Source organism: Bacillus halotolerans (assembly GCF_004006435.1).
GTDB classification, from domain to species: domain Bacteria; phylum Bacillota; class Bacilli; order Bacillales; family Bacillaceae; genus Bacillus; species Bacillus halotolerans.
Genome location: NZ_CP029364.1, coordinates 2,402,594 through 2,422,398, shown reverse-complemented (window position 1 = coordinate 2,422,398; position 19,805 = coordinate 2,402,594). Strand labels below are relative to the sequence as shown.

General features: G+C 46.4%; 17 protein-coding genes. 4 read left to right on the top strand and 13 right to left on the bottom strand.

Annotation, left to right across the window (positions count from 1 at the left end; all coding sequences use genetic code 11):
• Window positions 1-18 precede the first annotated feature (18 nt).
• From cls (DIC78_RS12360) to DIC78_RS12350, 3 genes are all read left to right on the top strand, one after another.
• Window positions 19-1,218, top strand: a complete 1,200-nt coding sequence (cls, locus tag DIC78_RS12360; RefSeq protein ID WP_127696386.1) for a cardiolipin synthase — start codon at window positions 19-21, stop codon at window positions 1,216-1,218.
• A 12-nt stretch (window positions 1,219-1,230) separates the two neighbouring features.
• On the top strand, window positions 1,231-2,193 hold the full coding sequence (gene uvsE / locus DIC78_RS12355) for a UV DNA damage repair endonuclease UvsE (protein ID WP_127696385.1): 963 nt from the start codon (window positions 1,231-1,233) through the stop codon (window positions 2,191-2,193).
• An 80-nt stretch (window positions 2,194-2,273) separates the two neighbouring features.
• Window positions 2,274-2,546 (top strand): hypothetical protein, encoded by a 273-nt coding sequence (locus tag DIC78_RS12350; protein ID WP_010332264.1) that lies wholly within the window; start codon window positions 2,274-2,276, stop codon window positions 2,544-2,546.
• Window positions 2,547-2,587: 41 nt separating this feature from the next.
• Here DIC78_RS12350 and DIC78_RS12345 read toward each other — a convergent pair whose 3' ends face one another.
• From DIC78_RS12345 to DIC78_RS12305, 9 genes are all read right to left on the bottom strand, one after another.
• Window positions 2,588-3,112, bottom strand: a complete 525-nt coding sequence (locus DIC78_RS12345) for a dihydrofolate reductase family protein (RefSeq protein WP_106019724.1) — start codon at window positions 3,110-3,112, stop codon at window positions 2,588-2,590.
• A 9-nt stretch (window positions 3,113-3,121) separates the two neighbouring features.
• Complete coding sequence (locus DIC78_RS12340; RefSeq protein WP_095712801.1) at window positions 3,122-4,849, bottom strand: ABC transporter ATP-binding protein; 1,728 nt, start codon at window positions 4,847-4,849, stop codon at window positions 3,122-3,124.
• Window positions 4,850-4,937: 88 nt separating this feature from the next.
• On the bottom strand, window positions 4,938-6,440 hold the full coding sequence (gene cls / locus DIC78_RS12335; protein ID WP_101859811.1) for a cardiolipin synthase: 1,503 nt from the start codon (window positions 6,438-6,440) through the stop codon (window positions 4,938-4,940).
• Window positions 6,441-6,544: 104 nt separating this feature from the next.
• Window positions 6,545-7,174 (bottom strand): YitT family protein, encoded by a 630-nt coding sequence (locus DIC78_RS12330; RefSeq protein ID WP_101864896.1) that lies wholly within the window; start codon window positions 7,172-7,174, stop codon window positions 6,545-6,547.
• Window positions 7,175-7,339: 165 nt separating this feature from the next.
• The gene (gene narI, locus DIC78_RS12325; protein ID WP_106021908.1) at window positions 7,340-8,032 is read right to left on the bottom strand and encodes a respiratory nitrate reductase subunit gamma; all 693 of its coding nucleotides are present in this window, start codon (window positions 8,030-8,032) and stop codon (window positions 7,340-7,342) included.
• Window positions 8,029-8,583, bottom strand: coding sequence for a nitrate reductase molybdenum cofactor assembly chaperone (narJ, locus tag DIC78_RS12320; protein ID WP_127696384.1), 555 nt, complete (start codon window positions 8,581-8,583; stop codon window positions 8,029-8,031). The genes narI and narJ overlap by 4 nt, the downstream gene beginning before the upstream one ends.
• 25 nt (window positions 8,584-8,608) lie before the next feature.
• Window positions 8,609-10,072: a nitrate reductase subunit beta gene (gene narH / locus DIC78_RS12315; RefSeq protein ID WP_127696383.1), complete on the bottom strand. Its 1,464-nt coding sequence runs from the start codon at window positions 10,070-10,072 to the stop codon at window positions 8,609-8,611.
• The gene (locus DIC78_RS12310; protein ID WP_127696382.1) at window positions 10,062-13,748 is read right to left on the bottom strand and encodes a nitrate reductase subunit alpha; all 3,687 of its coding nucleotides are present in this window, start codon (window positions 13,746-13,748) and stop codon (window positions 10,062-10,064) included. The genes narH and DIC78_RS12310 overlap by 11 nt, the downstream gene beginning before the upstream one ends.
• 155 nt (window positions 13,749-13,903) lie before the next feature.
• A complete protein-coding gene (locus DIC78_RS12305; protein ID WP_101864899.1) occupies window positions 13,904-14,380 on the bottom strand; it encodes a cyclic nucleotide-binding domain-containing protein in 477 nt (158 codons plus the stop codon).
• Between the two features lie 143 nt (window positions 14,381-14,523).
• Between DIC78_RS12305 and DIC78_RS12300 the strand changes: the two genes are divergently transcribed.
• The gene (locus DIC78_RS12300) at window positions 14,524-15,243 is read left to right on the top strand and encodes a YwiC-like family protein (RefSeq protein ID WP_106019729.1); all 720 of its coding nucleotides are present in this window, start codon (window positions 14,524-14,526) and stop codon (window positions 15,241-15,243) included.
• Window positions 15,244-15,275: 32 nt separating this feature from the next.
• On the opposite strand, the gene DIC78_RS12295 is transcribed toward DIC78_RS12300, so the two are convergent.
• The 4 genes from DIC78_RS12295 to DIC78_RS12280 form a co-directional block, all read right to left on the bottom strand.
• Window positions 15,276-15,992 (bottom strand): fumarate/nitrate reduction transcriptional regulator Fnr, encoded by a 717-nt coding sequence (locus tag DIC78_RS12295; protein ID WP_101864901.1) that lies wholly within the window; start codon window positions 15,990-15,992, stop codon window positions 15,276-15,278.
• Between the two features lie 110 nt (window positions 15,993-16,102).
• Window positions 16,103-17,290 (bottom strand): nitrate/nitrite transporter, encoded by a 1,188-nt coding sequence (locus DIC78_RS12290; RefSeq protein WP_024123209.1) that lies wholly within the window; start codon window positions 17,288-17,290, stop codon window positions 16,103-16,105.
• Between the two features lie 134 nt (window positions 17,291-17,424).
• Complete coding sequence (argS, locus tag DIC78_RS12285) at window positions 17,425-19,095, bottom strand: arginine--tRNA ligase (RefSeq protein WP_024123210.1); 1,671 nt, start codon at window positions 19,093-19,095, stop codon at window positions 17,425-17,427.
• Window positions 19,092-19,520 (bottom strand): YwiB family protein, encoded by a 429-nt coding sequence (locus DIC78_RS12280; protein ID WP_024123211.1) that lies wholly within the window; start codon window positions 19,518-19,520, stop codon window positions 19,092-19,094. Before DIC78_RS12280 ends, argS begins: the two co-directional genes overlap by 4 nt.
• Window positions 19,521-19,805: the final 285 nt, after the last annotated feature.

The window sequence follows — 19,805 nt, the reverse complement described above, 5'->3', positions numbered from 1 at the left end:
ACGGAAAGGAGTGCCGGGATGAAGGTATTTTTCGTGATTCTCATCATTGTCATCATACTATTAGCTTTAATCCTGCTGGATATCTTTATGGGCCGCGCCGCATACAGAAAGAAAGCGTACGAGCCTGTTTTTTCAAAAAAGAAAAGTGATATCGAATTGATTCACTGCGGCGCTGATCTTGTTGAACGAATGCTGGAAGATATACGCGATGCCGTCTCTTCCGTTCACGTGATGTTTTTCATTATGAAAAACGATGAGGTCAGCCACAATATGTTCACACTGCTGAAAACAAAAGCCCAGGCCGGCGTATCGGTTTATTTGCTTCTGGATTGGTCGGGCAGCCAAAAAATTAAAAAACCGGCGCTGGAGACAATGAAAAACGCCGGCGTTCACGTTCATTTTCTGAATCGGCCCCGTTTCCCTTATTTCTTTTTTCATATACAAAAACGAAATCACCGGAAAATTGCTGTGATGGATGGAAAAGTCGGCTATGTCGGCGGGTTTAACATTGGTGAGGAATACCTTGGGAAGAAGGCGAAGTTCGGCAATTGGGAGGATTATCATCTGCGTATGACGGGAGAAGGTGTCCAAGATCTTCAAACACTTTTTACAGCCGACCTGAAACGAAATACCGGATCAGCCGAACTGGGTCCGGATGTTTGGCCTGAGCTTCCCCAAGGGAATATCCCTCATAAGATTTATGCGACTGACGGCTATTCTCTTGAAAAAACGTATTTGGCAAATATCTCACAGGCGAAAGAGCGCATTACGATTTGCACGCCATATTATATTCCGACTAAACCGCTTCAGCAGGCCTTGGTCAAAGCAAGAAAAAACGGTGTAGACGTTACATTGATTGTGCCGATGAAATCAGATCACCCGCTGGTCAGAGAAGCTGCTTTTACATATTATTCGGACCTGCTGGATGCCGGCTGTCTCATCTACCGTTTTTACCAAGGGTTTTATCATGTGAAAGCCTTGATCATTGACGATCACTTCAGCATCATCGGCACAGCCAATTTTGATCAGCGCAGCCTGTTTTTAAATGAAGAGGTAAACGTTGAAATTGATGATGTTGCATTTACAAAAAAAGTCTATGCCACGATTGAAGAGGATATTAAAAAGTCGGAGCTGCTGACAAAAGAAAATTTCAAAAAGCGCACGTTCAGGCAGCGACCAGCGGAATGGCTCGGTAAAGCATTATCTTATTTTTTATAAAGGAGAGTTCCTATGATTTTCAGATTCGGGTTCGTCTCAAATGCGATGAGCCTTTGGGATGCGTCTCCCGCCAAAACACTGACATTCGCCCGTTATTCAAAGCTGCCCGAGGATGAGAGAAAAGAAGCCCTTTTGGCTGTGACGAAAGCCAACTTGCTCAATACCATGAGAACCCTTCACTATATCATCGGCCACGATATTCCATTGTACCGTTTTTCCAGCTCAATTGTGCCGCTGGCCACTCATCCTGACGTGATGTGGGACTTTGTGACGCCGTTTCGCAAGGAGTTCCGTGAGATTGGAGAGCTCGTGAAAAAATACAATCTGCGCACAAGCTTTCATCCTAACCAGTTTACCCTGTTTACTAGCCCTAAAGAATCCATTACAGCAAATGCAGTAACCGATATGGCTTATCACTACCGCATGCTTGAAGCGATGGGGATTGCAGACCGCTCAGTTATCAACATCCATATCGGCGGCGTTTACGGAAACAAAGAAAACGCTCTGAAACAATTTCATCAAAACATGAAAATGCTTCCGAAAGAGATCAAACAGCGGATGACGCTGGAAAATGACGATAAAACGTACACCACGGAAGAGACGCTTCAGGTCTGTGAACAAGAGAATGTTCCGTTTGTCTTTGATTTTCATCATTTTTACGCAAACTCGGATGATCATGCAGACCTGAATGAAGCACTGCCCCGGATGATCAACACATGGCAGCGGATCGGATTGCAGCCGAAGGTCCATCTTTCCTCTCCAAAATCGGAGCAAGCGGTGCGCAGCCATGCGGAATATGTAGACGCCAACTTCTTGCTGCCGCTTTTGGAGCGCTTCAGGCAATGGGGAACCAATATTGATTTTATGATCGAGGCGAAACAGAAGGACAAGGCGCTTCTCCGGCTGATGGATGAATTGAGCTCAATCCGCGGCGTGAAACGGATTGGCGGCGGCACTCTGCAATGGAAATCATAAGTGTGCAAAAACAGGTTTACAGTTTGTACACATTGGGAACATACGCTATATAAGACAAGAATCAATGGAGGAGAAAGAACATGAAAAACATCAAGTCTCTAAAAGTAGCCGCACAGGCATTTACTTTAAGAAATTTGATTCACCTATATAAAATGTGCCATTCCGGAAGCCACGAGGTTTATATTTACTCAAAGAAAACGATGTGCAAAATCAAAAGCTTAATCGAGCTGGAAACGTTCCGTATGGCTCATAACGAAAAAGAATATCTGATTGTGGTTGAAGGAACAAAAGCGTCTCAGCTGGTTGAAAAGTTTCAGAATATGATTGAGCCCGCTGAGAGAGAAGCGCTCTAACTTACATAAAAAAGGATAGACAGTGATGTCTATCCTTTTTCTTATGCTCGTTTATAATGCAGCTGCGCCGCCTGTCCAAATCGTTTCATATCGGTTAAACGCAGCTTTGTTTCGGTATTTTGTTCATGAAACAGCGGAATGCCGCTCCCCAATACAACCGGGATGACAGTGATGATGTATTCGTCGATGGCGTCCTCTTTCATAAAAGTATTCACCAGCTCTGCCCCGCCCGCGATCCAGATATTTAAGCCTTTTTGCTGTTTTAAGCGGCCGGTGAACGCTTTGATGTCTTCATCGATAAACATCACGTGTTTATCATGATAGCTGTCGGGCGTTTCTGTAAACACGTAGCATGTTTTATCCTGATACGGAAAATCGGGTGTGAGAATTTTGATGTGTTCGTATGTGCTCCGCCCTAAAATGACGGTATCAACAGTCTGATAAAATTCACTGTACCCGTTATCACCCTCGCCTTCAAATTCATCCAGCCAGTCGACGCTCCCATCCTCTCTCGCGATCATCCCGTCTAACGAAACAGCTATGTACAGCACATTTTTTCTATCCATACTCTCCTCCTATTGCTGCACCATCTCTCCGAACTGTGCATGATGCAGTCTGCTGTAAATACCGCCGGCTTCGATCAGTTCCTGATGCCGCCCTTGTTCCTCGATACCGTTTTTTGTCACGACGACAATTCTGTCCGCGTGTTTGATCGTCGCCAGTCTGTGGGCGATCACCAGCGTCGTGCGCCCCTCCGACAATTCTTGAAGCGCCTTTTGGATCGCCGCTTCTGTTTCTGTATCAAGGGCAGAAGTTGCCTCGTCCAAAATCAGGATAGATGGATTTTTCAAGAACATCCTCGCAATTGAAAGGCGCTGCTTTTGCCCGCCGGAAAGTTTTACGCCGCGTTCTCCGATGACAGTGTCCAATCCATCCGGCATGTTATTGACGAGTTCTTCTAAGTGAGCCTGCTTCACAGCCTGCCAGATTTCCTCTTCTGATGCGTCCAAACGGCCATATGCAATATTCTCTCTCAGTGTGCCCGAGAATAAGAAAACGTCCTGCTGCACAACGCCAATCTGCCCGCGCAAGGAAGACAGCGTCATGTCTTTAGTGCTGATGCCGTCAATGGTAATGTCGCCTTCTGACGCTTCATAAAAGCGCGGAAGCAGACTGCAAAGTGTTGATTTCCCCGCTCCGGACGGACCGACAAACGCTACCGTTTCCCCCGCCCGAATGGTCAGGTTAATGTCATGAAGGACATGTTGATTCTCATCATAGCCAAACGAAACATGCTGATAGCGGATATCGCCTTTCAGTCCGGAAACGTCTCTCGCCTCAGGAGAATCCTGAATATCCGGCTCCGTCTCCATCAGTTCCATGTAGCTTTTAAAGCCGGCAATTCCCCGCGGATACATTTCAATAATGGCGTTAATTTTGTCAATCGGCCGAAACAGGACATTCGTTAATAGCACAAACGCCACAAATTCTCCGTATGACAAGGAGCCTCGGATGACAAACCACGTACCGCACAAGAGGACAAACAGCGTAACAAACCGTGTCAGCATATAGCTGATGGAGCCGTTTTTCGCCATGATTTTATATGATGACAGCTTAGTGATGCGGAATCGCTGATTGTTGACAGCAAAGCGCTCTTTTTCAAACGATTCATTGCCGAACGCCTGAACGAGCCGGATGCCGCCGATATTATTTTCTACCCGCGCACTGAAGTCTCCGATATCCTTGTTCAGCGTCGTAAACGCTTTGGTCATTTTTTTGTTGAAGTAAAGCGCAAGCCAAATGACAATCGGCATGATAATAAACGTCAGCAATGCCAGCTGCCAGTTGATAAACAGCATAACCCCGAACGCCCCGAGAATCGTCATAATGGCGATGAACAAATCTTCTGGACCGTGATGGGCGACTTCGCCGATGTACATTAAGTCGTTCGTCAGCTTCGACATTAACGTTCCCGTCTTGTTGTTGTCGTAAAATTTGAAGGACAGCTTTTGCAGATGGTCAAATAGCGACTTTCTCATATCGGTTTCAATATTGATTCCGAGCATATGCCCCCAATACGTGACGACATATTGAAGAGCCGAGCTGAGCGCGTAAACCGCGAACAATCCGATTGAGGTCGCGATGATCAGGCCCCAGTCTCTCCCCGGAAGCAAGGTATCAATAAAATAATTGACGATTAAAGGAAAACTCAGCTCCATTAAGCCTCCTGCGATCGCCGAGAAAAAGTCGAGAAAGAACAATGTTTTATATGGTTTATAATACGCAAAAAATTGCCGCAGCACCCTATCTTCCCCCAATGCATTAATAACTGATAAGATTTCTCAATTATACTATACACTGGCTGTTTTGAAAGACAGTATTTCTTTTTTCTTACAGAACACTTGAAAAGAGACGGGCAACTGATTCCTTTGTCCGGTCGGCCATTCCTCTTTTATAAAAGCCGACAGGGCTAAGCTTCTCACTTTCCAGCATATCCTCTTCGAAATGGTCTTCCAAGGTGCGGATCGCTTCGGCATCCGTGAAAAAAACGTTCACTTCAAAATTGAGCTGAAAGCTGCGCATATCCATGTTTGCGGTTCCGACTGAGGCGAGATCGCCGTCAATGATTATCACTTTTTGGTGCATGAAGCCTTTTTGATAGGAATACACCTCAATCCCTTCTAGAAGCAGCTCAGGGAAATACGATCTCGACGCGTATTGCGTTAAAAAGCTGTCATTCGTCTCCGGCACCATAATCCGCACCTGAACCCCTTTTGTCGCGGCGGCTTTCAAAGCCGTGCGGATGGATTCATTCGGGACAAAATAAGGCGTGGCGATCCACACAGATTTCTGCGCTGTAGAAATCATTTCATAGTAGAGGTCACTCATGCTTTCCTTCATGTCAGGCCCTGTCGCGACAATTTGATAAATGCCTCCTCCCTCCACGGGGACTGGCGTATTGTATTCTTTTTGATCAATTAACACTTCATTAGAGACATATTCCCAATCCAGCATAAAGATGGCGTGAAGCGTTTGCACAATTTCTCCTTCCAGCCGCAGATGAGTGTCTCTCCAAAAACCGATAATCGGGTCTCGGCTGATATATTCCTTCCCGACATTCAATCCGCCGACAAAACCGACTTTCCCGTCTATGATCACGATTTTACGGTGATTTCGAAAATTCAATTTCTGATTGAAGAACCCGTATTTCAGCGGAGAAAAAGGAACGATGTCCACGCCCGCTTTTTTCATTTTCATAATATCTCTTCCTGCCAATTTGATGCTGCCCGCAGCGTCATATAAAAACCGCACCTCGACACCCTGACGCGCCTTTTCCATCATAATCTCCATCATGCCGCGCCCAAGCATGTCCGATTTGAACATGTAGTATTCGATATGCAGATAAGATTCCGCTTTCCGCATTGCTTTGAAAATATCAGGAAAGGTTTCTTCCCCGTTTTTCAAAACCTTCACCCTGCTTTTCGTGTTGATATTCATATGTGAAGCCCTGATGGAATAGGTAAAAAACCTTTCTTGATTGTCCTTCAATCCGGTCACTTCAGGCGTTTCCTCCATGTCAAACTGCTTTCGAAGCTTCTCCCTGTTGTACATTCGTTTTGTTTTAAACAGCTTTCCTTTTACATACAGCTGTCCGGAAAACAGATAAAACATGTAGCCCGCGATCGGAAAAAAGACTAGAATATGTATCCATAACAGCGTGTGCTGTGACGTTCGATTTTCAAGGATTAACGAATAAATGCTGAACAAAATAATGCCGGCATAGCAAAGCAATCCTCCGTAAAACTCAAGCCTGGAAACCGGAAAAACCCATATGACGTATGCCCCGATGAGCATGATATATAAAAAGAAAAACTCCAGTCTCCTTTTCAGCATTTGTCTCCTCTCCAATCCGATCCGATTACCTTCGTATTTCCTCTTATTTCTAACCTTTAAACCTTTCTATGAAAAAAGCCTCTCCGCGCACGGGGCGGAAAGGCTTACGAGGAGGCTTCCTGTGATTGGCCGGAAGTAAAGTTCTTGAGCAAATCTGGCTTCAGCGAGTAGCTGCTTTTGATTTTATGCTTAAAGAAGCCGACAGCCAATCCCGTGATGGCAATGGACAGGATGGAGCAGAGGCCTTTTTGCAAACCGACGGAAAAAATGCCGGCCAGCACAACGGCGAAATCGAAGGCGAAATTAACCGTTCCCGGATTCCACCCGTATCGCTTTTGCATAAATAAAGCGAGAATATTGGCGCCGCCAAGGGATGCCTGATGATAAAACATGAGCGACAGGCCGAACCCGATCAATGCTCCGCCGCAAATCGCGCCGGCAAACGGGGAAAAAGAGACGGGCGGAAGCCAGTGATCAGCGCTTGTAAAAAGAGTCAGTGCTGTTACTGCAAATAACGTGGATAAAGTGAAGCTGGCACCCATTCTGATAAAAGAAAAGACATAAAACGGGATATTAATCAGAAAGAAGATAATAGCAAACGAGGAATGAAACACGTACGTCAGGCTTAGAGAAAGGCCGGCTGTGCCGCCGGTTAATACATGAGAATGTCTGAGAGTCAGAACCCCGGCGCTAGTGATGAGGCAGGCAGTTAAAATGAGGAACATCCGTTTCATTCTTCACTCTCCTTTTTCGAACATATTGTTATTTCCAAATACAAAAATATCAGTATTCCTTGCCGCCAAGCAATTGTCTTGTAAGAAAATATCTTAGGTTTTTATTTTTTCCTATAATGTGAAGAGAAGATGAGAAATCCCCCTTTTTGGCAAAGGGGGATGTTTTTACGGATGCTGTATGTGTCGTTTCGAACGCTTGCGATATACGACATAGCTGCGGGTCAGGTATTTGAGCGGCAGGCTGAACACGTGAACCAATCTCGTAAATGGCCACATGATAAAAATGACGTATCCCATGAGAATATGAAGCTTAAACCATAGCGGAACACTCTCCATTAAAGAAGCGTCCGGCCTCAACAAAAAGATCTGCCTGAACCACGGCCCGACTGTTGTCCGGTAATCGAATCCTTTCGAATCAACGTTGAGAAATGTGGCTGCAACGCCCGAGACCATCACAAACAGCAGCAAAAACAGCGTGAGAAAATCGGAGGGCGAGCTGGTTTTGCGGATCCTTTTGTCAAACAGCCTTCTGTATGTCAGGATGAAAAGTCCAATTACTGCAGCAATTCCCGCCGGCAAGCCGACGCCAATCGCCATTTTGTGATAAACGTGTTCTGTGATGCCGATTGCACGATACACACCTTCGGGGATGAGAATGCCCATAACGTGTCCGCCGATAACAAACAGCATCCCCCAATGAAAGAGCGTGCTGCCCGCCGCAAGCTTTTTCTTTTCTAACAGTTCGCTTGATTTGGCGGTCCAGCCAAACTGGTCGTGCTGATAGCGGTAAATATGCCCGCCGATAAATATCGTCCATACCATATACGGCATGATGACCCACAGGATCTGCCCGCTCATGTCCGAACAGCTCCTTCGCTGCTTTCACACAAGCCGATTTCCTCAAGCGCGGTAAGCAGTGCATCCAGCAGTACGGCATATAAACTTTGGTTTTGATCTAAACGGGATGTCAGCTCCCGCAAATTAGACAGATACTTCTCAAATATGCTCTTGGCTTCCTTCATCTCCGCAATGGCGGCGAATTCCAGCATAAGCGGCAGGTAATCGGGAAGCTCTTTGTCTGTCGGGAGGAAGCCGGATTGCTCATATGTGTTCTTTAACTGCAGCAATTCAATGCCGCGTTCCCTTTGCTCGCCTGAGTTAAAGTAGGTGACATACATATTCGTTTTTTTCCCGAAGTCAAAAGTGTATACATAATGTTCAATCAGGGCCTGCTGGGAAAAACATGCTGATGACTTTACAAAGTGAAGCAGTTTCTCCCGGATATGCTGATTTTCGATTTCATTGATCAGATCTTCCCATTCGGGATGTTCCGCTCTCCACTCTTCATCCGGATACGAAAGAAGATAAGAAAGAGCCGAGAATGTGATTTGCCGGTCTGTGGTGTTCATCGTGTTACACCTCATTTTTCTTTGGTTATATACAAGAGCCGGGACCGCCTGAAAATGATAAGCCGCAGCTCCCTTGTTCAGCGTATAAATCAGAAATGTCTTCACGGTGGCTGCTCGGAATCACAAATCGGTCATCGTATTTGGCGATCGCAAGCAGCCGATACATGTCTTCAATTTGCTGTTCTGTTAAGCCGACACTGGAGATCAGTGCCGGGTCGATGGATTTATTCGTCTGGACCGCCCTCATATACTGGCGCATGACAGACATTTTCTTTAATGTGGACCGAATATGATCTGTATCACCGGCCGTTAATAGCTGCGCCAAATAGTCAATCGGAATCCTCATTTGGTCGATAGCCGGAAAAATGTCTTCCGCTGTTTGCCGGCTTCCCTCTCCTTCAAAGAGATTCATGATCGGACTCAAAGGAGGAATGTACCAAACCATCGGCAATGTCCGATACTCCGGATGAAGCGGCAGGGCAATTTTCCAGTCGATGATCATCTTATAAATGGGCGATTGCTGTGCAGCCTCTATCCATTCTGTCGGGATGCCCTGTTCTTTTGCTTGTTTAGCAACCTCGGGATCATTCGGATCAAGAAACACTTCTAATTGAGAATGATAGAGATCCTTTTCATTTTCTGCAGATGCCGCTTCCTCCACCTTATCCGCGTCATACAGCATGACGCCCAAATAACGGATTCTCCCTACACATGTTTCAGAGCAAATGGTCGGCAGTCCCGCCTCCAAACGCGGAAAGCAGAGTGTGCATTTTTCCGCTTTGTTCGTTTGCCAGTTAAAATAGACTTTTTTATAAGGACAGGATGAAACACAGTATCTCCATGAACGGCAGGCATTTTGATCCACGAGCACAATGCCGTCTTCCTCGCGTTTATACATGGCGCCGGACGGGCAGGACGAGACACATGCCGGGTTGATGCAGTGTTCACAGATGCGCGGAAGATACATCATAAAAACTTCATCGAATTCTGTTTTGATAGACTCCTCCATCTTTTGAACATTCGGATCTTCAAGTCCCGTAATATGTCCGCCCGCCAGATCATCCTCCCAGTTTGGCCCCCACTCAATATTCATAAAATCTCCTGTCAGCGACGATTTTGGCCGCGCTACGGGCTGATGTTTTTTCTGCGGACTGTTAGTCAGCGTTTCATAATCATAGTTCCAAGGCTCGTAGTAATCATCAATGGTTGGCTGATTCGGATTATAGAAAAGATTTGCAAGACGGTTGGTTTTCGGGCCTGATTTCAGCTCGAGCTTTCCTTTTTTTAAGGTCCAGCCGCCTTTATATTTGTCCTGATCCTCCCATTGCTTCGGATAGCCGATACCTGGCTTTGTTTCTACATTATTGAAATACATATATTCGGCACCGGAACGGTTTGTCCATGTGTTTTTGCAGGTCACGCTGCACGTGTGGCAGCCGATGCATTTATCTAAGTTCATGACCATTCCGATTTGCGCTTTAATCTTCAAGCCAATCGACCTCCTTCAGCTTGCGGATGACCACATTCAGATCGCGCTGATTCCCCGTAGGGCCATAGTAGTTAAAGCCGTAGCTGAGCTGGGCATAGCCGCCGATCATCTGTGTCGGCTTAACGTGAATCCTTGTCGGACTGTTATGGGTGCCTCCGCGGTTATTGGTCAGTTTTGTGCCGGGCACGTTGATGTGGCGGTCTTGGGCATGGTGCATAAACGCCATTCCTTTTGGTATCCGGTGAGACAGAACCGCTCTGGCTACGACAACACCATTTCGGTTAAAGCATTCAATCCAATCGTTGTCTTTGATATCCGTATCTGCCGCATCATCTTTATTCATCCATACTGTCGGCCCGCCGCGGAATAGCGTAAGCATCGGCAGGGAATCAAAATACATGCTGTGCACGGACCATTTATTATGCGGCGTTAAATAATTGAGAACGATTTCTTTGCCCTCTTGATCTGGCCGTTTGCTTAAGAAAGGGCGATGCTGGAGGATCGGTTTAAAGGTCGCCATCGTTTCCCCGAACTCCATCATCAGCTCATGATCGACATAATAGGATTGTCTGCCTGTCAGCGTACGCCAAGGGATTAATTTTTCCACATTTGTCGTAAACGGCGAATACCTGCGCCCGCCTTTTTCCGAGCCTGTAAATGCCGGAGATGTGATCACCGTTTTGGGCTGAGCCGTGATTTGTTCGAACGTAAAGCATTCTTCCTCCCGCTCTTCAGCCAGATCTTTCAGCTTCAGATTCGTGATGTCTTCAAGCGATTCCCATGCTTTTACGGCAACTTTTCCATTCGACGTGGACGAAAGGGTTAAAACGGCTTCTGCCGCCTGCTTGGCCTCGCTTATATTCGGACATCCCTTTGCGACACTGTCTGTGGTGACTTCTCCCAGCCTTTTTTTGAGTGATTCGTATTCATCGGCAATCGACCAGCTCATGCCTTTTGTTCCGCTTGGTTTTAAGGCGGCGTTTGGGCCGAGCGCGGTCATTTTATGAAAGATTTGTTTGTAGTCCCTTTCAACGACTTGAATGTTCGGCATTGTTTTCCCCGGGACGGCTTCGCATTCGCCTTTGCTCCAGTCCTTGATTTTTCCGAGAGGCTGCGCCATTTCCTGCATCGTGTCATGGAGGAGCGGTGCGGCGACAGCTTCTTTTACCGGCTTCATATCAACTTCTTCCGCGAGATTGGAGACGGCTTTTGATAAAGCCTTGAAAATATCCCAGTCCGACTTCGATTCCCAAGGAGCCGAAATAGCCGGGGCAAAGGGGTGGATAAACGGATGCATATCAGTGCTGCTGAGATCGTGTTTTTCATACCATGTCGCCGCCGGAAGCACGATATCGGAATACAAGGCGGTACCGGCCATTCGGAAATCGAGATTGATTAACAAATCGAGCTTTCCTTCCGGTGCCTGCTCGCGCCACTTGATTTCTTCAGGACGGATACTGTCGCTGTCGTCATTCATCAAGCCGTTCGTCGTTCCCAAGAGATGCTTGAGAAAATATTCATGCCCTTTTCCCGAACTGGAGATCAGATTCGCCCTCCACACGAACAGGTTTCTCGGAAAATTCGCTTCATTGTCAGGATCTTCAATGGCAAATTTCAGTTTTTTCTCTTGAAGCTGGCGGGCCACATAGTCAGCAACGTCTTTTGTTGTCTTCGCTCCCGCTTTTTCAGCTTCTTTGTACAGGTCAATTCCGTTTTTATCAAATGTCGGATAAGACGGAAGCCACCCGAGTCTTGCCGCCAGCACATTGTAGTCGGCGTGATGCTTGTAGCGGGAGGATGCCGCGATCGGAGATGCTAAGTCACTGACCGGCTGATCCTCGTAGCGCCACTGGTCAGTCGCAAAATAGAAAAAGGAAGTGCCGTTTTGCAGCTTTGGCGCCCCCTCCCAATCCTTAGCGTTGGCGATCGTCTGCCAGCCTTCAGCAGGACGGAGTTTTTCCTGTCCCACATAATGAGCCCAGCCTCCGCCGTTTACGCCTTGGGCGCCTACCAGTAAAACAAGATTTAACACCGCCCGGTAGATCGTGTCTGAGTTGAACCAGTGGTTGATCCCCGCTCCTACGATAATCATGGACCGGCCCTCTGTATCGATCGCATTTTGAGCAAATTCCCTGGCAATGTTAATGACCATCTCTTTTTTGATCCCTGTCACCTGCTCCTGCCAGGCTGGCGTAAACGGCTCAGGATCGTCATACGAGCAGGCTGATTTTGCCCCGATCCCCCGATTCACGCCGTAGTTAGCCAAAATCAAGTCAAATACGGTTGTGACATACACATCCTCATTGTCCAGCGCCAGTTTTTTTATAGGCAGATCTCGCTCAAGCACTCTGTTCCCCTCATTTGAGAAATAAGGGATTCGAACCGTGCCGATTTCGTCCTCTATGCCGAGCACCGAAAGCCGGGGTTCAATCGATTCGCCTGTTTCTTCATCTATCATGTGCAGGTTCCATTTCTTTTGGCCGTCCCAGCGGGAGCCTATTGTTCCTTGCGGGATCGCGAATGCGCTTGTACGTTCATTCCACACCGCAGGCTTCCACTGATCATGCTCCGTCTGCCGCCCGATGTCCTTTGCATGAAGAAAACGCCCGGCCGTATACACGCCATCCTCTTTAGTTAGAGTGACAAAGAACGGGAAATCCGTATATTGCTTTGCATACTCTATGAAACGCTCTGTCTTCTGATTAACGTAAAACTCCTGCAGGATCACATGACCCATCGCCATCGCAAGCGCGCCGTCTGTTCCTTGGCGGATGCTCAGCCAGTCATCTGCAAATTTAGAGGATTCCGCGAAATCCGGGCTGATTGAGATGACCTTAGCGCCTTTATAGCGGGCTTCTGCCAAAAAATGCGCATCCGGCGTCCTCGTTAACGGCACATTGGAGCCCCATGTGATGATATAGCCTGAGTTGTACCAATCACTGCTTTCCGGGACGTCTGTCTGGTCGCCCCAGATTTGCGGGGATGCCGGGGGAAGATCCGCATACCAATCATAGAAACTGAGCATAGGGCCGCCAATCAAAGACATAAACCGCGAGCCTGACGCATGGCTGATCATAGACATAGCCGGAATCGGAGAAAACCCGATATTCCGGTCAGGGCCGTATGTTATAACCGTATACAGCAAAGAAGCAGAAATCAGCTTCAGCACCTCCGGCCATTCAGCGCGCACAAAGCCGCCCTTTCCCCGCGCCTGTTTATAGGACTTCGCTTTATCCGGATTTTCAACGATCGATTTCCATGCTTCCAAAGGGTTTTGATGAGCCTGCAATGCTTCCCGCCACAAATTGATCAGCACACTGCGCACGTACGGATATTTCACACGGAGCGGGCTGTAAATATACCATGAAAAACTGGCCCCCCGCGGACAGCCTCTCGGTTCGAAATCAGGCATATCCGGGCCGGTTGACGGATAATTCAAGTTTTGACCCTCCCACGTGACGATGCCGTTTTTCACGTATATATTCCAGCTGCAGGACCCTGTGCAGTTGACACCGTGGGTAGAGCGGACGACCTTATCGTACTGCCATCTGTTTCTGTATACATTCTCCCAATCACGATCTTCATAGGTTGTTTGGCTATGTTTATTTGATTGATGCTCAATAGGAGAGAAATAGTTTAATCTCCTAAACAACGGACTCATTTTCTTTTTTTTCATGAATATTTCACTCCTTCCGAGTCAGGTATTCTAAATTCACTATATACAGAGGCAGGATGTTTCCTTGTGAACTATGTCACACACTCCCCTTTTTTCACAGAAAGTTCACATGAGGAAGAAGGAATGGAAATACCGAACAAAAAACCCGGTTCCTTTTAGGAATCGGGCTCAGCGTTTTCGTCCTGAGATCTATGCATGTATCGCAAAAACAGCTCATAAGAGAAAAAGACATTTTGCTGGAGCATCACCAGAAAATTCATCTGCAGCTGCGGATAATAGGACATGATTTTCTTTAATATGTAAAAAGGGATATTGAGCATAAGAATGTCATCGGATGTTCGGACTGAAATGAATGGAGATAAAAACATCCCGCCTTTTTGATCGATGGGAAACACATCGCCTTTTTCCCACAGCGCAACGGTTTGCGACCCTTCAGGCAGCCTGCTGTCAATAAAACGAATACTGCCTTTTAATACAATATAAATGGATTGAGAATGGAGAAAAGATGGATCCTGATCACATGAACCGCGGATAAACGTCCCGTTATTCAGCAATGTTTCGACAATGGATAGAGGCACTTCATTAAACATAGGAAGTTGTTTCAAAAAAAATAAATAGTCACACTGATTCATAGGGAAGCCTCCTGTGCTAAGGATAGCTTTAGTGTAGCCCGGCCGATCCATGACAGCAGTGATGTATTTCACAGATGATATGATGAATGTCACTTATTGGCGGTATTTTTGCTTTTATAATGAAACAAGAAAGGAGTGTTTCGATGAAGGCGCTTATTCCGAAGCAGCACGGCGCTTGGGCCATGCTGCTGATTCCGTTTTGCCTCGGTATGGTGAAGGGAGGAGCGGTTCTTTGGCATATACCCCTATTTTTAGGCTGGCTTTTTCTTTATTTGGCTGTTTATCCTGTTACGCTGGCATTAAAAAAGAAACAAATCAAACCCTATCAAAAGTGGATAATTTCTTACAGTTTTCCAGCCTGCAGCTTTTTGCTTGCCGCTGTCATCCATAAGCCGTCTTTTATCTGGCTTGCCTTTTCTTTGCTGCCGCTGTTTCTCATTCATGTGTATTATGCCCGGCTAAAAAATGAACGAGCGCTGCTGAATGATTTTGCGGGCGTCTTATTCTTTTGTACAGGCGGACTCGCCAGCTGCTGGCTGGGGACGGAGACTCTTGACGGCTGGGCATGGTTTATTTTCGCACAATCTGCTTTGTTTTTTATCGGAAGTTCATTTTATGTGAAGTCGGTGATCCGGGAGAAGAATAATAGAGTATTTGCTTACTGGTCGTGGGGCTATCACCTGATCCTCCCCTTACTTTCCGCAGCTCTCGGAGGTGGATGGGCCGTTCTCGCCTTTATCCCCAGCAGTTTGCGTGCATGGTTTTTTCACGGAAAGAAGTGGCCTGTTCAAACGATCGGCATACTTGAAATCGTCAATGCGTGCTTCTTTTTCGCCATCATGTGTATTTGGCTAACAAGATAAAAACAAGGACATATTGCTGTCCTTGTTTCCTCTTAATCAATATTACAAATCTCTAACGGGCAATTTTCGCACTCAATCTCACACCGTAAATAGTCCCGCTGATGCAGTACAATCTTTCCGGAATCCTCTATTGAAATAACCCCTTGTTTGCGGAGATCCCCCAGCATGCGGTTGACGCTCTCTCTTGCAGCCGCGCAAAATTTTGCCAAATCCTGGTTTGTCAGGGCAATGTTAATGAGAATACCGTCACTCCGGTTCACCCCATAGCTGTTTGACAAGCGGATGAGGGTGGAGTAGAGCGCCCCTTTTTTGCCATGAAGAAGAAGGTCTCTGATTTTGGATTGAATTTTGCGCAAATGGGTGCTCATCCATTTCATAAATTCAAATGTCAAAGCACCGTTGTGGATAAGTTCCTTTTCAAGTCTGCTCTTATTGATGACGAGCACTTCGCCATCCTCCAGTACTTTTGCACTGAGCATATATCTCGGTTCTTCTGTGAAAAGTGTTAATTCACCGACAATATCATTTTTTTGGCAGATTCTAAGCGTCAGGTCTTTGCCGTCAGCCGTAAGCTTCCCGATTTCAATGAGTCCTGACTGAATCAGATAAAGCTCTTCTGCATCCATTCCTTCTCGAAACAGGTATGTGTGTTTTTCGATTTTTCTTTTTGTGCTGATGGATTCCAGCAATTGATGAAGATCACTGGAAATAAGATCCTTATCAGATGTTCGAACAGAGAGAAAGTTCATGAGCTCACCTCGAAGAAAAGTCACGTTGTGTATCTATTGTAACGTGAAATCATTTGCGCTTTTCAGAAAAAACTTACAATCTCGTGAATTCCCCAATCGCCGGCGGCCCGTCAGTTTACGCTGTGCCCGCTTCTCTCTGTGTGTGTTTTCATTCTTTCCTGCCAATACATCCATATGACAATGACAAAGCTTGCTAACGCGACTTCCGAAAGCGCCATAAATCCGATGGCGTATTGTCCCGTCGCCTGAAATACACTCGCCAGGATCAGCGGAGGGAAAAAGCCGCCTAATCCGCCCATGGCAGACACAACTCCGTTGGCGATTCCCGCCTGCTTAGAAAAATAGAAAGGAACCAGTTTAAAAACCGTCCCGTTTCCAATCCCGGAGCACACCGCAACCGTTAACGCCCCAAAGGCATAAATGCCGATCGTCGGCGAAAACGACAGGATGACGCCCGATAATGTCAGGCCGGCAAAGACAAACATCAGGATGCGGAGCGGACTCACTTTATCAGCCAGCCACCCGCCCGCCGGCCTGAGCAGCGTGGATACAGCAATAAAACCTGCCGTCCGCAGCCCGGCATCCGCAGGACTCAGATCAAACTGCTCAACAAGAAAGTTTGGCAGATAGATTGTAAAAGCGACAAAGGCGCCAAACGTAATAAAATAAAAGAGACTCAGAAACCACAGCACATGATTTCGGTAAACGGCTTTGATTTGAGTCTTTACGGACACCTTCACTTTCTTCTCATGCCGGTCACCGAAGAAAAAGTGCAGCAAAGCAAATAAAGCCAACAGAGCCATATACATTTGCACCGTACTTTTCCACCCCGCCGCTTGAGCAATCACGGGAGCTGCAAATGTAGTGATCGCGGTTCCGATATTCCCGGCACCGTAAATACCGTTTACAACGCCATGTTTTTCTTTAGGATAGTACTTCGGAAGAGATGTAACCCCAATGGAAAAAACGGCTCCCCCAATCCCTAAGAAAAAACCGCCCGCGATTAAATCAAACAGGGAATCTGCAATACTGATCCAAAATACAGGGAATAAAAGCAATATAAAGCTGATCATAAAAATGATCCGCGCGCCAAACCTGTTGGTCAAATACCCCAGCGGAATGCGGAGAAGCGATCCTAATATAACGGGTATGGCCGTTACCAAGGAAATTTCGCCTTTGCTCAAATGAATATCTAATGTGATTTGGGAAATAAGTGACGAAATCAGCACCCAAACCATAAACCCTGCCACCAAGCTTAATGACTGCAGCGATAATTGAAAGTGTTGACGGTTAATCATTCGGCTTGCCCCTTTCACTGATTCAATAATCAGCCTTATCATACAAAAACTCGGCGAAGAAGATTGTGAACTATATCACACGATTTTTTAACAAAAAAAGGACAAAGCCCTCTGGCTTTGTCCTTTCAGCTTGGTTACATTTTTTCAGGAGCCGATACGCCGATCAATTGAAGCGCGTTGTTCAGCGTGATTTGCGTTGCTTTCATTAAAGCTAAGCGCGCGCGGCTTTTCTCTTCGTTTTCAGGGTCGATGACTTTCTCCGCATTGTAGAAGCTGTGCAGAGCTGAAGCCAAGTCATAAATATAATTCGTCACACGGTGCGGAATTCGTTTTTCCGCCGCTTCCGCCACTGCCTCTGGGAAACCGCCGATTGTTTTCAGCAGATCATATTCTTTTTCTGATTGAATAGGGCTGAAATCAAGGTCTGCCGCCGGCTTAAGTCCTTGCTCTTCCCCTTGGCGAAGCATGCTGCAAATGCGGGCATGTGCGTATTGCGCATAATACACAGGGTTTTCGTTAGATGTTGATACAGCAAGATCCAAGTCAAAATCCATATGCGTGTCAGCGCTGCGCATCGCGAAGAAATAACGCACGGCATCCAGGCCAACTTCGTCAATCAGGTCGCGCATCGTTACCGCTTTCCCCGTCCGTTTGCTCATTTTCATTTTCTCGCCGTTTTTGTAAAGGTGCACGAGCTGAATGATTTCTACTTCCAACGTTCCTTTTTCATAGCCAAGCGCTTCGATTGCCGCTTTCATACGCGGGATGTAGCCGTGGTGGTCGGCGCCCCATACGTTGACCAGCTTATCAAAGCCGCGGTCAAGCTTGTCCTTATGGTAGGCGATATCAGGAAGCAGGTATGTGTATGTGCCGTCCTTTTTGATCAGTACGCGGTCTTTGTCATCTCCGAACGTTGTGGAACGGAACCAAGTCGCACCGTCTTCCTCATAGACATGGCCTTTCTCACGCAGCGCGTCCAGCGCCTTATCGATTTTTCCGTTTTGGTACAGTGATGTTTCAGAATACCACACGTCAAACGGCACGCGGAAGTTTTCCAAGTCTACGCGAAGCTTCTCCAGCTCGTATTTCAAACCGTACTCACGGAAAAATGCGAGGCGTTCGCTTTCTTCTTCGTTGACGAAACGGTCGCCGTATTCCTCAGCGAGACGCTTTCCGATTGAAATGATATCCTCACCTCGGTAGCCGTCCTCCGGCATCGGTTTTTCCAGTCCAAGCGCTTCAAAGTAACGGACTTCTACAGAAAGCGCCAGGTTGTTAATCTGGTTTCCGGCATCGTTAATGTAGTATTCGCGGCTCACATCGTAACCCGCTTTTGCAAGCACATTGCACAAGGAATCGCCGACAGCCGCACCGCGCGCGTGGCCTAAGTGAAGGTCCCCCGTCGGATTTGCAGATACGAATTCCACTTGAACGCGTTCGCCGTTTCCGATGTTTGTTTCTCCATACGCGTCTCCCGCTTCCAATACAGACGGGATCAGCTTCGTTAAATATTGATTGTTCATATAGAAATTGATAAAACCAGGACCGGCGATATCAAGCTTTTCAATAGAAGCCTTTCCTTTATCAAAAGAAGCGACAATTTCCTCAGCGATTTGGCGCGGCGCTTTTTTCGCGATTCTCGCGAGCTGCATCGCCATATTTGTTGAATAATCGCCGTGTGTTTTATCCTTCGGTGTTTCTAAAATGACATTTGGAATCTGGCTTTCTTCAGCCAGTCCCGCTTTCAGAACGGCTGCTCTGATTTCTTCTTTCAGCACGTCCTTCATTTGTTCCGCAATGTTCATGCGTGAGTTCCTCCCTCATACGTGATCGTCATATTATGTAAATGCTGCTGCTCGTCTCCGACATGCATATCATATGCGATACTGATACGGCCTTGTTCTTCGCCGAGATCAGATTGAATCGATTTTGTGCTCGTTTTCAGCTCAAGCTCACCAAATGACATTTTATATTTGGCGATTGTGGAAGCTCCAGTTACGAAACGCTGGTTCATTTTGACAGCGCCTGATCTCATGACAAGCACTTCGCCTTCGCTTACTTTTACAATCGTTTTCACTTTGCCTAAGTCGTGTTCTTCATAATAAGATAGATACACTTTATTCTGTTTCACATAGTAAAATCCGGTAGTGCGGAATTCGATCACTTCTTCGTTTCCGTCATCCTCGATCACAGATTTCACATGGATTGTTATCGGTGTCTCTTGCTTCATTCTGACACGTCCTTTTCATCTTTCCACTTTGACTTGAATAGTATAATCATTCGGTTTGTAAACTTCAACTGCTTCTATCTTACCATCATTGCTCATCAGATTTGAAGATAAACCTCAGAAAAAGCAATTCCTTTATAGAAGAGAAAATCATACCACTGATTACCTTTAGGAAATATTACATTTTTCCGAATTCTACCGTTTACAATTCACATTTTCTTCAAAATATATGTATTGAAATGGTAATTTGATAGTTTTAATATAAAAGTACATCAAAGATCTGCTAGA